At 63.5% G+C, this 12,885-nt stretch carries 14 protein-coding genes; 6 read left to right on the top strand and 8 right to left on the bottom strand.

The features are described 5' to 3' along the window. Positions 1–85 precede the first annotated feature (85 nt). The 4 genes from AB3G31_RS09775 to rpoD all read left to right on the top strand — a co-directional run bounded on the left by AB3G31_RS09775 (position 86) and on the right by rpoD (position 7,090). The gene (locus AB3G31_RS09775; protein ID WP_367849983.1) at positions 86–1,300 is read left to right on the top strand and encodes a nitrate/nitrite transporter; all 1,215 of its coding nucleotides are present in this window, start codon (positions 86–88) and stop codon (positions 1,298–1,300) included. A gap of 159 nt (positions 1,301–1,459) precedes the next feature. After that, positions 1,460–2,482: an alpha/beta fold hydrolase gene (locus AB3G31_RS09770; protein ID WP_367849982.1), complete on the top strand. Its 1,023-nt coding sequence runs from the start codon at positions 1,460–1,462 to the stop codon at positions 2,480–2,482. Between the two features lie 100 nt (positions 2,483–2,582). Continuing rightward, complete coding sequence (dnaG, locus tag AB3G31_RS09765) at positions 2,583–4,451, top strand: DNA primase (RefSeq protein WP_367849981.1); 1,869 nt, start codon at positions 2,583–2,585, stop codon at positions 4,449–4,451. A 278-nt stretch (positions 4,452–4,729) separates the two neighbouring features. Next, positions 4,730–7,090 (top strand): RNA polymerase sigma factor RpoD, encoded by a 2,361-nt coding sequence (rpoD, locus tag AB3G31_RS09760; protein WP_367849980.1) that lies wholly within the window; start codon positions 4,730–4,732, stop codon positions 7,088–7,090. A 51-nt stretch (positions 7,091–7,141) separates the two neighbouring features. Here the strand turns inward: rpoD and AB3G31_RS09755 are convergent, their stop codons facing one another. Then, on the bottom strand, positions 7,142–7,987 hold the full coding sequence (locus tag AB3G31_RS09755; protein WP_367849979.1) for a class III extradiol dioxygenase family protein: 846 nt from the start codon (positions 7,985–7,987) through the stop codon (positions 7,142–7,144). A 2-nt stretch (positions 7,988–7,989) separates the two neighbouring features. Then, on the bottom strand, positions 7,990–8,331 hold the full coding sequence (locus AB3G31_RS09750) for a protocatechuate 4,5-dioxygenase subunit alpha (RefSeq protein WP_367849978.1): 342 nt from the start codon (positions 8,329–8,331) through the stop codon (positions 7,990–7,992). 81 nt (positions 8,332–8,412) lie between these two features. On the opposite strand from AB3G31_RS09750, the gene AB3G31_RS09745 reads away from it, so the two are divergent. Next, positions 8,413–9,342, top strand: coding sequence for a LysR family transcriptional regulator (locus AB3G31_RS09745; RefSeq protein ID WP_367849977.1), 930 nt, complete (start codon positions 8,413–8,415; stop codon positions 9,340–9,342). 39 nt (positions 9,343–9,381) lie between these two features. Then, entirely contained in the window at positions 9,382–9,744 is a 363-nt protein-coding gene (locus AB3G31_RS09740) for a thioredoxin family protein (protein WP_367849976.1), read from the top strand. Here AB3G31_RS09740 and AB3G31_RS09735 read toward each other — a convergent pair. The 6 genes from AB3G31_RS09735 to AB3G31_RS09710 all read right to left on the bottom strand — a co-directional run bounded on the left by AB3G31_RS09735 (position 9,733) and on the right by AB3G31_RS09710 (position 12,847). After that, positions 9,733–10,320: a DUF2242 domain-containing protein gene (locus AB3G31_RS09735; RefSeq protein WP_367849975.1), complete on the bottom strand. Its 588-nt coding sequence runs from the start codon at positions 10,318–10,320 to the stop codon at positions 9,733–9,735. The genes AB3G31_RS09740 and AB3G31_RS09735 overlap by 12 nt on opposite strands. Continuing rightward, on the bottom strand, positions 10,301–10,669 hold the full coding sequence (locus tag AB3G31_RS09730) for a DOPA 4,5-dioxygenase family protein (RefSeq protein ID WP_367849974.1): 369 nt from the start codon (positions 10,667–10,669) through the stop codon (positions 10,301–10,303). Before AB3G31_RS09730 ends, AB3G31_RS09735 begins: the two co-directional genes overlap by 20 nt. Then, on the bottom strand, positions 10,666–10,905 hold the full coding sequence (locus AB3G31_RS09725) for a hypothetical protein (protein ID WP_367849973.1): 240 nt from the start codon (positions 10,903–10,905) through the stop codon (positions 10,666–10,668). Before AB3G31_RS09725 ends, AB3G31_RS09730 begins: the two co-directional genes overlap by 4 nt. 90 nt (positions 10,906–10,995) lie before the next feature. Next, a complete protein-coding gene (locus AB3G31_RS09720; protein WP_315241319.1) occupies positions 10,996–11,160 on the bottom strand; it encodes a hypothetical protein in 165 nt (54 codons plus the stop codon). A gap of 108 nt (positions 11,161–11,268) precedes the next feature. Continuing rightward, complete coding sequence (locus AB3G31_RS09715; protein ID WP_295954953.1) at positions 11,269–11,502, bottom strand: hypothetical protein; 234 nt, start codon at positions 11,500–11,502, stop codon at positions 11,269–11,271. Between the two features lie 265 nt (positions 11,503–11,767). After that, complete coding sequence (locus AB3G31_RS09710; protein ID WP_367849972.1) at positions 11,768–12,847, bottom strand: 3'-5' exonuclease; 1,080 nt, start codon at positions 12,845–12,847, stop codon at positions 11,768–11,770. Between the last annotated feature and the right edge of the window lie 38 nt (positions 12,848–12,885).

The following is a 12,885-nucleotide window of genomic DNA, read 5'->3' as shown; positions in this document are numbered from 1 at the left end:
GAATACTGGCAGTTTTATGGCGATTTCCGGCTGGCACGAGTTTCGCTTTGGTGCATGGATCTACAGAACCTTAAGGACATGCACCATGGCGGGATTCCGCAGTTTCCTCAAGAGCGGGCACTCCCCCACGCTCTTCGCTTCGTTTTTGTATTTTTCGTTTTCCTGCTGCATCTGGGTGCTCAACGGGGCCATGGCGCCCTTCATCTCCGAAACCTTCGGCCTCAGCCCCGCGCAAAAGGGCTTGATGCTGTCCATCCCCATCATGGCCGGGGCGCTGATGCGCTTCCCGCTGGGCCTGCTGTCGCAGTACATTGGCCGCAAGAAAGCCACGCTGGTCGAGATGGGCATGATCATGGTGGCCATGCTGTTTGGCTTTTTCTTTGTGAAAAGCTTCAACGACCTGCTGGCCATGGGCGTGCTGCTGGGCATTGCAGGGGCCAGCTTTGGCGTGGCCTTGTCGCTGGGTTCGGGCTCGTTCCCGCCCAAGCACAAGGGCTTGGCCATGGGCCTGGTGGGCGCGGGCAACGTCGGCACGGCGGTCTGCGTGCTGGTGGCACCGCCCCTGGCCCAGGCGTTTGGCTGGGTCACCGTGTACGGCTTTGCGGCGGCGGCAATTGCCATCCCGATGGTGGTCATGGTGGTCTTCGCCCAGGAACCGCCCGATCTGGACCCGCACGCCAGCTTCAAAGAGCACATCGCCTGCCTGTTTGAAAAAGACGGCTGGGCTTTCAGCCTGATCTACGCCGTGACCTTCGGCGGCTTCATCGGCCTGATCACCTTCCTGCCCACCTACTACTACGACCAGTTTGGCGTGAGCAAGGTGCAGGCCGGGCAACTGACCATGCTGGCGGCCTTCATGGGCGCGGCGCTGCGGGTTTTTGGCGGCTGGATCTCTGACCGCTGGGGCGGTGTCAACACGCTGAACATCGTACTGGTCACCGTGGCCACCACCCTGGTGGCCTGCGGCCTGGCAGGCGGCTCGCTGGTGCTGACCACGCTGCTGATGATTCTGTGCTTTGCCGCCCTGGGTGCGGGCAATGGCGCGCTGTTCCAACTGGTCCCTCTGCGCTGGCCCCTGGCCACCGCGGTAGCCGGCTCCATGATCGGCGAGATCGGCGCCCTCGGCGGCGGCCTGGTGCCCAACGCCATGGGCCTGTCCAAACAGTACGCGGGCAGCTACATGTGGGGCTTCATCCTGTTCGCCGGTCTGGCGGTGGTGATGCTGTTCATGCTGCGCATCATGCAAGTCCGCTGGACAAGAACGTGGGCAGAGAAGGGTGGACGGGCGCGCAGCGCCTGAGAGCTGCGCAGCACCGCGCCGAACTTTCCGAGGAATTTACAGCCTGAAACAAAACAACGCGCTGGGTGTTTGATAATTGGTGTATGAATATGTTGTTTTCGCGCGCCCTGGCTCCGACCATCCTTGGGGCCAGTGCAGACTTTTTGCCGCGTAATTGACATGGCGATCGCCCCCACCACGCCCTTGATAGACCACCTGAAGCCACCGGAAACCGCGCCTTTTCCACCTGTTCGTCGGCGCACCACGGTACTGCGCATGCCGCAGGACGCGGTGCCCGCGCACCTGAAGCCGTCGAGCCGCACCACAGTGGCCCCTGCGCCCAAAACGCCACCGCCACCGCCCGCGGCGCCCCTGCCGCTGCTGTCGGTAGACGCCCTGCGCGCCCGCATAGGCCCTGCAATGCGCTCTCAAACCATGCCTTCGCACACCATGAGCTACACGCCCTATGGGGCCAGAGCCTTCGTCAGCGCGGGCACGGGCGGACCCACCGTACTGTTTGAGGCGGGTCTGGGCAATGGCAAAAATGCGTGGGGCCGCATCTTCAACGAGATCAGCGCCATCGGCCATGCCGTCGCCTACGACCGGGCGGGCTATGGCCAGAGCGAGCGCTCACGGCTGCCGCGCGATGGCTTGCAGATCCTGCGCGAGCTGCGTGCCATGCTGCAGACCGAAGAAATCAAACCGCCTTATGTGCTGGTGGGCCACTCTTTGGGCGGCACCATCGTCAAGCTGTTTGCCAAAACCTACCCCACGGAGGTCGCCGGGGTGGTGCTGGTGGACGCGCGCCACGCCGAATTTTCCAAGCGCTGCAAGCAGCTTGGCGTGCACCGCATGTGGTACGACCCGCCGGCCCTGCTGTTTGCCATGGCCCCCAGCGCCATGCGGGCCGAGATTGCCTCCGCCGCGCTCACTGCGCGCCAAGCCCGCCGGGCCGGAGAATTCCCCGCCGTACCGTTGATTGTGCTCAGCCAAGACCGCTCCGCCAGCCGGTGGCCGGAACGCCTGGGCAAGGTCTGGGATGCCAGCCAGCGCAACATGGCCAAAATGTCGCGACTGGGCCGCATCAAAATAGTGGGCGACAGCGGCCACAACATCCACCAGGACCAGCCCGACACCGTCACCACAGCCATCCTCAGCGTCATTGCCGCCGCCCGCTACGCGCAGGCCAAGAGCAAAACCTGATTACTACTATTTTTATAGCTGCTCACGCTCATAGGATAAGCGCTAGCAGCCGATTTTCCTTGCAATCTAGATTGCGTCACTATGCTGGGACAATAGGCCCGTGACCATTCCCCATACCTTCATCCAGGAACTCATCGCCCGCGCCGACGTGGTCGAGATCGTGGGCCGCTACGTGCAGCTCAAGAAGGGCGGCGCCAACTTCATGGGCCTGTGCCCGTTCCACGCCGAGAAATCCCCCTCTTTCTCGGTCAGCCCCACCAAGCAGTTCTACCACTGCTTTGGTTGCGGCAAGAGCGGCGACGCGCTGCGTTTTCTGATGGACCACGCGGGCATGACCTTCATCGAGGCCGTGCAAGACCTGGCCCAGCAGTTCGGCATGCAGATCCCTGAAGACGATGCCTCGCCCCAGGACCGCGCCCGCGCCGCCGAGCAAAAGCAAAAGCAGGCCACCCTGACCGACGTGCTGGAGCAGGCCTGCACCGCCTACAAGAAGCACCTGCGCGACTCGCCCCGCGCCATCGCGTACTTCAAGGGCCGTGGCCTGTCGGGCGAAATCGCCAAGCAATTCGACCTGGGCTATGCACCTGAAGGTTGGCGCAGCCTGGCCGGGGTATTCCCGCATTACGACGACCCGCTGCTGGCCGAGAGCGGCCTGGTCATCACCAGCGAAGAAGATTCTGAGAAGCGCTACGACCGCTTCCGCGACCGGGTGATGTTCCCGATCCGCAACGTCAAGGGCGAATGCATCGGCTTTGGGGGCCGGGTGCTGGGCGACGACAAGCCCAAATACCTCAACTCCCCCGAAACCCCGGTGTTCAGCAAGGGCCGCGAGCTCTACGGCCTGTTCGAGGCCCGCAACGCCCTGCGCGACGCCGGTTACGCCCTGGTCACCGAGGGCTACATGGACGTGGTCGCCTTGGCGCAGCTGGGCTTTCCCAACGCCGTGGCCACCCTGGGCACGGCCTGCACGGCAGATCACCTGCACAAGCTGTTCCGTTTCACCGACGCCGTGGTGTTCAGCTTTGATGGGGATGCCGCAGGCCGCCGTGCCGCCCGCAAGGCGCTCGATGGCGCACTGCCGCTGGCCACCGATGTACGCAGTTGTAAATTCTTGTTTCTGCCCGCCGAGCACGACCCCGACAGCTTCATCCGAGCCTATGGCCGCGACGCGTTTGCCCGCTATGTGTCCGAGGCCACGCCGCTGAGCCGCTTCCTGATCGAATCCATACGCGAAGGCTGCGAGCTGCACACCGCCGAAGGCCGCTCCCTGCTGGCCAGCAACGCCAAGCCGCTGTGGAGCCAGTTGCCCGAGGGTGCACTCAAACGCCAGTTGCTGATTGAGATCGCCGACCTGGTGCAGCTCAGCAGCAGCGAACTCACCGATGTCTGGAGCGGCAAGGCCATCGGCAGCCGCCCTGAGGGCAAAGGCAGCAAAAAATATAGCACCCCGTACACACCGGGCAAGCGCTACGAACCCAAACCGCCCCCCGTCGGCTCCGACAGCGCCGGCCGCCGCAAACCCGCCAGCCGCGCCGACCACGCGGCCCGCCTGCTGCTGTCCAACGCCACCGGCTGGGACAGCCTGGGCCACGAAGACCACGCCCTGCTGTGCGCATTGCCCGAGCCCCACGCAGCGCTGTTCGTCTGGCTGGAGGCCCAGCAGCACGAGCACGGCCCGCAAAGCTGGGAGCGGCTGCGCCCCGGTGTGCGCGGCCAGCCGTTTGAAGACCTGGCGCTGAGGCTGATGTCGGGCCCGGTGCCCAGCAATGCCACCGAAGCTGCCGAGACCGTGATCGACACTGAGGCTCTGCAGGAGCTGCGCGCGCTGCTCAACCTGATGCTGATCGACCTGCTCAAGCAGCAAGAAACCCAGGCCTTGGAAGCGGCCAAGTCGGACCCATCTGCTTTGGAACGTTACCGCGCACTGAATCGCCGCCGATTGGAACTAACCGCCATCAAAATCGGTTGAAAATCTCAAAAAAGGCTTGAATTTCGGCCGGCAGGCTATAATCTAAGGCTAACTGCTCGGCAAGAGCGACAGCAACACCTCCGGATACGGCCCCAGCCGCCATAGCGCGCACCGGCCACCCCACCGCAAGGACTGCCTGTAGGCCTGGAAACAGGCTTACAAATGATCGCCCTCCCATCTTGCCAACGAGTCACCCACTCTCTCCCTACGCAACCGCGCCGGTAGCCCCTGGCTCCCGGGTTTATTTCGTTTTTTTGTTGTCCTGAGGTTCTTTGCCCATGCCTGCTCCAAAGTCCGAGAAACCCGCGGCCTCCGCTGCCAAGACCAGCGCCAAAGCAACCACCGCAGTGGCTGCCGAGGTGGTGGCCAAGCCCGCCTTGAAAGTCAAATCCGTGCCCGCATCGAAGTCCCCCGCCGCTCCCGAAGTCACCTCCGCTGCCGATGATGCCGCCAAGAAAAAACCTGGCCGCCCACCCAAGGTCGTGACCCTGCCCGCCGCCAAGCCCGCTGGCAAAGCCGCCGCCGCTGCCGCGGCCGCACCCGCCAAGGTCAAGCCCGCCGGTGCCAAGCGCGGCCCCAAGCCCAAGGGTTCGATCTCCACCGAGATCAACCTCGATGACCTGATCGAGATCGAGGAAGATCCGGTCGAGGAAGCGCCGGTCCAGCTCAGCCCCACCGGCGAGAAGATCAAGCCGCTGCGCATGAAAATCAGCAAGGCCAAAGAGCGCGCGCTGATGAAGGAATTCGGCCTGGACGAAACCGTTCTCTCCGAAGAAGACCTGGCCAAGCGCCGCCAGCGCCTGAAGGCCCTGATCAAACTGGGCAAGACCCGCGGTTACCTGACGCACGGCGAAATCTCCGACCACCTGCCCGACAAGCTGGTCGACGCGGAAACGCTGGAAGTGGTGGTCAACATGCTCAACGACATGGGCGTGGCGGTGTACGAGCAAACGCCCGATGCCGAAACCCTGCTGCTGAACAACACCGCCCCCACGGCGGCGACCGAAGAAGAAGCCGAAGAAGAAGCCGAAGCGGCCCTGTCCACGGTGGACAGCGAATTCGGCCGCACCACCGACCCGGTGCGCATGTACATGCGTGAAATGGGCACCGTCGAGCTGCTGACCCGCGAAGGCGAAATCGAAATTGCCAAGCGCATCGAAGGCGGCCTGATGCGCATGATGGAAGCCATCAGCGCCAGCCCGGCCACGCTGGCCGAGGTGTTCAACATGGGCGAGCTGATCCGTGACGGCAAGGTGGTCATCTCCACCATCGTCGACGGCTTCTCCAACCCCAACGAAGCCGACGATTACGTGGCCGAAGAAGACTTCGACGAATTTGACGCCGCCGACGACGACGACGGCAAGGGCGGCTCCAAAGCCCTGACAAAGAAGCTCGAAGAACTGAAAAAAGAAGCCCTGACCCGCTTCGATACCTTGCGCGACCTGTTCGAAAAGGTGCACAAGATCTACGACAAGGAAGGCTACGGCACGCCGCACTACGTCAAGGCCCAGGCGGCTTTGAGCGAAGAGCTGATGACCATCCGCTTCACCGCCAAAACCATCGAAAAACTGTGCGATCTGCTGCGTAGCCAGGTGGACGACGTGCGCAAGAAGGAGCGCGAACTGCGCCGCATCATTGTGGACAAGTGCGGCTACCCGCAAGAAAACTTCATTGCCGACTTCAGTGGCCGCGACAAGATGGGCAACAAAGTGCCCTCGCACCTGCTGGACCTGAAGTGGATCGAGCGCCAAACCGCGGCCGGCAAGCCCTGGAGCGCCATCATGGGCCGCAACATCCCGCCGGTGCAGGACCTGCAGCAAAAGCTGACAGATCTGCAGTCGCGCGTGGTGGTGCCACTGGACGAGCTCAAAGGCATCAACAAGCGCATGAACGAAGGCGAAGCCTCCTCGCGCAATGCCAAGAAGGAAATGATCGAGGCCAATCTGCGCCTGGTGATCTCCATCGCCAAGAAGTACACCAACCGCGGCCTGCAGTTCCTGGACTTGATCCAGGAAGGCAACATCGGCCTGATGAAGGCGGTGGACAAGTTTGAATACCGCCGCGGCTACAAGTTCTCGACCTACGCCACCTGGTGGATCCGCCAGGCCATCACGCGTTCGATCGCCGACCAGGCGCGCACCATCCGCATCCCGGTGCACATGATCGAAACCATCAACAAGATGAACCGCATCAGCCGCCAGCACTTGCAAGAGTTTGGTTTTGAGCCCGATGCCAGCATCCTGGCCGAGAAGATGGAGATCCCGGAAGACAAGATCCGCAAGATCATGAAGATCGCTAAGGAGCCCATCTCCATGGAAACCCCGATCGGCGACGACGACGACAGCCACCTGGGCGATTTCATCGAAGACGGCGCCAACACCGCCCCCATCGAAGCCGCCATGCAGGCCGGTCTGCGCGATGTGGTGAAGGACATCCTGGACAGCCTCACGCCACGTGAAGCCAAGGTGCTGCGCATGCGTTTCGGCATTGAAATGAGCACCGACCACACGCTGGAAGAAGTCGGCAAGCAGTTCGACGTGACCCGCGAGCGCATCCGCCAAATAGAAGCCAAGGCGCTGCGCAAGCTCAAGCACCCCAGCCGCTCGGACAAGCTGCGCAGCTTTATCGATACGCTGTAAGCACCAGCCCTTGAAAAGGCCCCTGCCGGATGTGTCCGGCAGGGGCTTTTTTTATGGGGCCATCAGCATCAGGCCGGCGGCGGTGTTGGAAATCGGGATGTGGTAGTTGGAGTGCAGCAGGCGCGCCGGGCCGGGCAGCGCGGCGCGGGCGGTCAGCCACATCAGCAGCTCGATGCCCTGGGTGCCCACTTTCTCCACCAGCTCATGGATGGAGAAGCGGGTGGCCCAGGCCGGGTCGCTGACCAGGCTGTGCATGAACTCCAGGTCAAACTCCTTGTTGATAAAGCCCGCCCGCTGGCCGTCGAGCTGGTGGCTGAGGCCACCGGTGCCGACCACCACCACCCGGGCGTCGCTTTCCCAGCTGGTGATGGCCCGGCCAATGGCCTCGCCCAGGGCAAAGCAGCGCGCGGCGGTGGGCAAGGGAAACTGCACCGTGTTCAGGCAGACGGGCACGGTGGTCACCGGCCAGGCGGCTTGGGGGTCGGTGTGCGGCCACAGCAGGTCCATGGGCAGGCAGAAGGCGTGGTCCACCAGCATCTCCTGGCAGGTGGTGATGTCGAAGCCGTCGTCCACCAGGCGGTTGATCAGGTGCCACGACAAGTCCTGGTTGCCCTGGAAGGGCGCGGCGGTGGCCAGGCCCCAACCCTCGTCGGCATGGTGGTACTCCGGTGCGGCGCCGACGGCAAAGGTGGGCATCTTGTCGAGAAAGAAGTTCAGCCCGTGGTCGTTGTAGATGACGACGGCCACATCCGGCTTGACCTCGTCCAGCCACTGGCGCACCGGCGGGAAGCCGTCAAAAAAGGGCTTCCAGTAGGGATCATTTTGCAGATCCTTGGCAATCGCCCGGCCGATGGCGGGCACGTGGGAAGTGGTGATGGCACCAACGATTTTGGCCATGGTTATGCTCCTGCGGCCAACAGACGGGCCTGAAATTCTGCCTTGCTCAGACCCGTTTGCTGGGCCCCGATGTCCTGCATGTCGAGCCCGAAAATACCGGCGAACTTGGCCAGGTAGTAGGCATTGCCGCCCGCTGCCAGCAAGGCCAGCACATTGCGTTGGCGGATCGCCTCGGCCTGCTCGGTATTCAGCCCGAATTTGCGCATATAGGCTTCTTCGTCGCGCTGGAACTCGGCGCGCGCATCCGCCGCGTTGAAGGAAAAGCACATCTTGTTGAGGGCGTAGCCTTTGCGGGCTTGCACACCGTCGAACAAAGTGGTGCCGGGAATTTCGGCCTGGGCCATGGTTGTCTCCTGTGGAAGTAGGTGAAACGGAGTATTCCCAAACTACCTCCACAAATAAACCCGATAATCTTCATGAAACCCATGAGCAAATTCGATCATTCCCACCTGGACGGCCAGTTGCTGCAGCTGCTGCTGGCGGTGCTGGAAGAAGGCTCGGTGACCCGGGCTGCGCAGCGCCTGGGGGTTACGCAGTCGGCGGTCAGCCATTTGCTGGACAAGCTGCGCGCCATCACTGGCGACCCGCTGTTTGTGAAGTCGGGCCGCGGCATCCAGCCCACCGCCCGGGCCGAAGCCATGGCCCAACCCGCACGCCTGCTACTGGAAGACATGCAGCGTCTGGCCACGCCCGAGGCGTTTGACCCGGCGCGGTTGCAAACCTGTTTCACCATTGCGGCCAACGACTTCCAGCGCGATCTGCTGCTACCGGCCCTGCTGCAAAGGCTGCGGCTACAGGCCCCCCAGGTCAGCTTGCACATCGTTCCGTCCGGGGTGCCCACCGCGGAGATGCTGCGCGATGGCAGCTGCCACCTGGTGGTGTCGCCGCGCCCGCCCGATGCCAGCGATGTGGTGCAAAAGCGCCTGTTTGCCACGCCTTACCGGGTGTTCTTCGATGCCAGCCAGCGGGCGGCCCCCAGCAGCCTGGCCGACTACCTGGCCAGCGAGCACATCAGCGTGGTGTACCAGCCCCGTCGCACGCTCGACATCGACCAATGGCTGCAAGCCCAGGGCATCCAGCGCCGGATGGCGGCCACCGTGCCGGGGTTTGCGGGCATTGCGGCGTTCTTGCACGCCGGCCCCTGGCTGGCCACCCTGCCCGGCTTGCTGGCGCTGGGCATGCTGCGTGGCCTGCAAAGCTGCTCCGTGCCCCTACCCTGCCCCAGCTTGCCGATGTACATGCTGTGGCACCTGCGGCACCAGCACGACCCGGTGCAGCGCTGGTTGCGGCAGTCGCTGGAAGCCACCGCAGCGGAGGTTCTGGCGCAAGCGGATCCTGCAGAGCTTGCCCCCTAAAATAAGCCCTCTGCGCCATCCGAATAAAGACCAACAGCTATGGAATTGGTAGTAAGCACGCCCCCAGCCCCCCCAGCGCCACGCCTGTGGGTGGCTTGCCTGTGCGCCGATTGGTGTGGGAGCTGCCGCGACTACCAGGAGCGGTTTGAACAGGTCGGGCGCGCATTTCCCGGGGCCGAGTTCGTCTGGGTGGATATTGAAGACCAGGCCGACGTGGTGGACCCCGTCGAGGTGGACAATTTCCCAACGGTACTGGTGGTGGTGGACGGCGCGGCGCGCTTCTTTGGCAGCATCACACCACAAATGGAGACTTTGCAGCGGCTGGTACAGGCGCAGCTGGAGGCGCCCGGCGCGCCAGCCGACCCGGAGGTGACGGCCCTGGCGCAGCGTTTACGGCGCTAGCGGTTTTTTCGGCTTGTCGGGTGCGGGAGGGGCCAGCGCCTCGCCGTCCGGCTCTTCCATGTCTTGCGCCAGGTAGTGCTGCACCAACGCAAAGAAGCGGTCATAAAACCGCTCGCTGGACACGGTTTCACTGCCCACCTTGACCATCGCATCGTTGCTGGAGCTGACCGGCACCGACACCGAGCCCAACACGCCCACGCCCAGGCTGGCCGAGGTGTTGCTCTTCTTCAGGGCGTAGCGGTCCTGCAGCGCAGTGACAAAGCCCAGGCTGAGCTTGCCGTCACGGCTCTCGGACGCGCACACCACCCGGATGTCCATTTGCACATGGATTTCGTTTTCGGGCTGGAAGTTTTTTTGTCCCTGCACCAGCTCTTTGGCGGCATTCGAAATCACGTAACCCTGGCTGAGCAAGGCGCGCCGTGCGGCCTCGCAGGTGTCGCTGGGGCTGGCATCGAACATGCGCGAGTACTTGCCCGAGGAATCGAATTCTTCTTGCTGGGCGATGGGCTTCATGGGGGTGGCACAGCCCACCAGAGCCAGGGACACCAGCGCAGCGCTAATCTTCGGGAAGCTCATACACCGTGTCCGATCCGGACAGCACCGACAAGTCCAGCGGCCGTACCGCACCCATCCACATGGCGAAGTCGCGGTGGTCGACCAGGTCATTGCCGGTGATGGGGTGGATGAAAACCACCAGGCCGCGCCGGTGCATGGCCAGCCAGGGCACCAGTTCGGCAAACACCGAGGGTGCAAAGGCCAGCTGGCAGCTGCCGTCCGGGTGCGGACCCACCGGACCCGGATGGACCCGCCCCATGGCCAGCTTGAAGCGGCTGGCGGCCTCCAGGCACAGGGCGCGGCCCTGCTCCTGCGTGGCCGCATCAAAGTAGACGTGGGCATGGAAGCCCTTGATGCGTGCGTCGTTCATGGTGCGCGGTGCAGGCGCGGGCTGGCCAGGGCCACCACCTGCTCGTCGATGGCGGTATCCACATTCGGGTGCCGCGCGGGGGCGTTGGGCAACTGCAGCAGGGCCCGCAGTTGGGCGACATCCTTGGCGCTAGGGGCAGCCTTGATCTGGGCAATCGCGGCCTGGGCGTTGCCGGTGCGGATCACCGCCAGCATCTTGGTGACCCACTCGCTGGGCCCGGATTTGTGTTTGGACATAGGTCTATTTTGTCACCTGCAGAAACGACAACGCCGCGTAGGCAGCCCGGTAGGGCCCGCCTACGCGGCGCGAAGGTGTGCAATAAGGGCTTAGCCTTGGCGCGCGCGCTTGCCAGGGTTCTTCTTGCTACGCGTAGCGACACCGCGCTCCAGGCTGCGCTTTTGGCCGCGGCTGACCGGGCTGGCGTAGCCAGGCAGTGGGGTGGGACGGGGGGTAGCCAGGCGCTCGGCTTCGGTACGGGGTTCTTTTGCCATTGTGTTTACTCCAAAGAAAATGTGACAACCCGCGATTAGGCCACAACCGCGCGGGCGATTTGCCCACACAGCCGGTCAAATGGGGTTTAAAGGGGCTTTAAATTGAATTTAGCCTGCAGCGGCTTCGTCCATCGCCTGGCACGAAGGTGCGCACACGGCTTGCGACTTGCCCAGCACCTTGCGGGTGCCCATCAGGGAACGGGTGCGGTGCTTACCGCACAAAAAGCAGGACATGGTGGCCCCGCCAAACGACGCTGCAGCAGCGAAGGGGGAACCGGAGGCTTTGGACTTGTAACGCAGGCCGTCGGCCAGCATGGCAGTTTTGGAATCAGCTTTCGCCATGGATAGAGCCTTAGTTGGGTGCCAATTGCATCAATTTGGCAAGGAAATAGTTCGGCGCACGGCCGGATCGAAGGCTGCATTATCCTCTTGATTGACTGGCTACCCGTGCGCCACGGTGTATACCGCGCCATCAGTGGGGGGTTTTTATCCTCAATTTGGAGGATGCTTTTCTATATTTGCCGTTGACAGCCGTAGAAACACATTTTTTCAAAGCTACTATTTTTATAGCTACTCACGCCCAGTGTATAAGCACAGGAGGCCTATTTCATCCAATATTGCGCCAAGTCAACAGTCCGGCGCGGCTGGCGTAGCGTACGCGGGCATCCAGCGCCTCGACCTGCACCCGGGCCGCCCGGCCCCGATAGACCGCGGCGGCCAGCCAATCGCATTCCCCTTGCAGGGCAGCTTCATCCATCAACCGGGTGTGCCAGACCTTGTTGGCCGCGTCCCAGCGGTAGCCGCGTTCCTTGAGTGCGTCTTTGGCATCAAACGGTGCGCCATTGGCCTGCAGGCGGTAGCGGGTGCCCTCGGCGGCGGCCAACAGATGCGCCAGGCCGGTGTGGCCTGCGATCGGCATGGGGGCCTGCAACACCGCCAGCAAGGCGTGGCAATCCATTTCGGCGCGGTGTGCGTCGTAAAACCGGCCCAGGTCCAGCGCCAGGGCGGTGAGCTTGGCGGAATCGCGGCCTTCTTGCTTCCAGTCGATATCGGCAAACGAGCAGGCCCAGGCCTTGGCGGCGAACGCGGGCAGGCGGGCTTCGACAAACGGGCGGTCAAACCCGGCGTTGTGCGCCACCACCAAATCCACGCCTTCGAGCAGTTCGGTGATGCGGGCCTCGTCCAGCGCCTGGCCCGCCACCATGCTGTCGTCGATGCCGGTGATCTTGCGGGCGATGTCGGGGATGGGCTGGCCGGGGTCTTCCAGGCCGTCATACACCTGCACGCTGCCACAGGGCAGACCGGTGGCGGTGTCGATATCGACGCGCAGCAGGGCCAGCTCGATGATCTTGTCGCGGCTGTGCTCCAGGCCGGTGGTCTCGGTGTCCAGCACCAGCAGGCGCTTCACGCCCGGGCCGGAGGCCGCGGCGAAGTGCAACTGCGGCACCAGGCGGCGCAAGACGCGGTAGTCAGGGTGTTGTTCGAGTTGCAGCGCCAGGGCCTCCCCATCGGAGGTGATCGCGATGGCAGGCTGGGCTGTTGCAAGCTCAACGGGCACAGCGGCAGGGGCTGGTGTGGGAGCTGGCGCCGTCTCAGGAGCTTCATTGAACAACAGACTGAGTTGCTGTTGCGGGTCGGCCACCGGGGACTTGCGGGTGCGGGGCTGCTTGGCCGGGGAAGAAGGCATCGGATGGCACGGAAGGAAGAAAGGGCCGCGAGTGTAAT

It is taken from the genome of Rhodoferax sp. WC2427, assembly GCF_040822085.1.
Classification (GTDB): domain Bacteria; phylum Pseudomonadota; class Gammaproteobacteria; order Burkholderiales; family Burkholderiaceae_C; genus Rhodoferax_B.
The sequence above is the reverse complement of the archived record's forward strand: the minus strand, read 5'-3'. Positions and strand labels throughout refer to the sequence as shown.

What these genes read in the sequence shown, in the direction of transcription:
- AB3G31_RS09775 (WP_367849983.1), top strand. Translation starts at nt 86, where the DNA reads ATGGCGGGATTCCGCAGTTTCCTCAAGAGCGGGCACTCCCCCACGCTC.
- AB3G31_RS09770 (WP_367849982.1), top strand. Translation starts at nt 1,460, where the DNA reads ATGGCGATCGCCCCCACCACGCCCTTGATAGACCACCTGAAGCCACCG.
- rpoD (WP_367849980.1), top strand. Translation starts at nt 4,730, where the DNA reads ATGCCTGCTCCAAAGTCCGAGAAACCCGCGGCCTCCGCTGCCAAGACC.
- AB3G31_RS09755 (WP_367849979.1), bottom strand. Translation starts at nt 7,987, where the DNA reads ATGGCCAAAATCGTTGGTGCCATCACCACTTCCCACGTGCCCGCCATC.
- AB3G31_RS09750 (WP_367849978.1), bottom strand. Translation starts at nt 8,331, where the DNA reads ATGGCCCAGGCCGAAATTCCCGGCACCACTTTGTTCGACGGTGTGCAA.
- AB3G31_RS09745 (WP_367849977.1), top strand. Translation starts at nt 8,413, where the DNA reads ATGAGCAAATTCGATCATTCCCACCTGGACGGCCAGTTGCTGCAGCTG.
- AB3G31_RS09740 (WP_367849976.1), top strand. Translation starts at nt 9,382, where the DNA reads ATGGAATTGGTAGTAAGCACGCCCCCAGCCCCCCCAGCGCCACGCCTG.
- AB3G31_RS09735 (WP_367849975.1), bottom strand. Translation starts at nt 10,320, where the DNA reads ATGAGCTTCCCGAAGATTAGCGCTGCGCTGGTGTCCCTGGCTCTGGTG.
- AB3G31_RS09730 (WP_367849974.1), bottom strand. Translation starts at nt 10,669, where the DNA reads ATGAACGACGCACGCATCAAGGGCTTCCATGCCCACGTCTACTTTGAT.
- AB3G31_RS09725 (WP_367849973.1), bottom strand. Translation starts at nt 10,905, where the DNA reads ATGTCCAAACACAAATCCGGGCCCAGCGAGTGGGTCACCAAGATGCTG.
- AB3G31_RS09720 (WP_315241319.1), bottom strand. Translation starts at nt 11,160, where the DNA reads ATGGCAAAAGAACCCCGTACCGAAGCCGAGCGCCTGGCTACCCCCCGT.
- AB3G31_RS09715 (WP_295954953.1), bottom strand. Translation starts at nt 11,502, where the DNA reads ATGGCGAAAGCTGATTCCAAAACTGCCATGCTGGCCGACGGCCTGCGT.
- AB3G31_RS09710 (WP_367849972.1), bottom strand. Translation starts at nt 12,847, where the DNA reads ATGCCTTCTTCCCCGGCCAAGCAGCCCCGCACCCGCAAGTCCCCGGTG.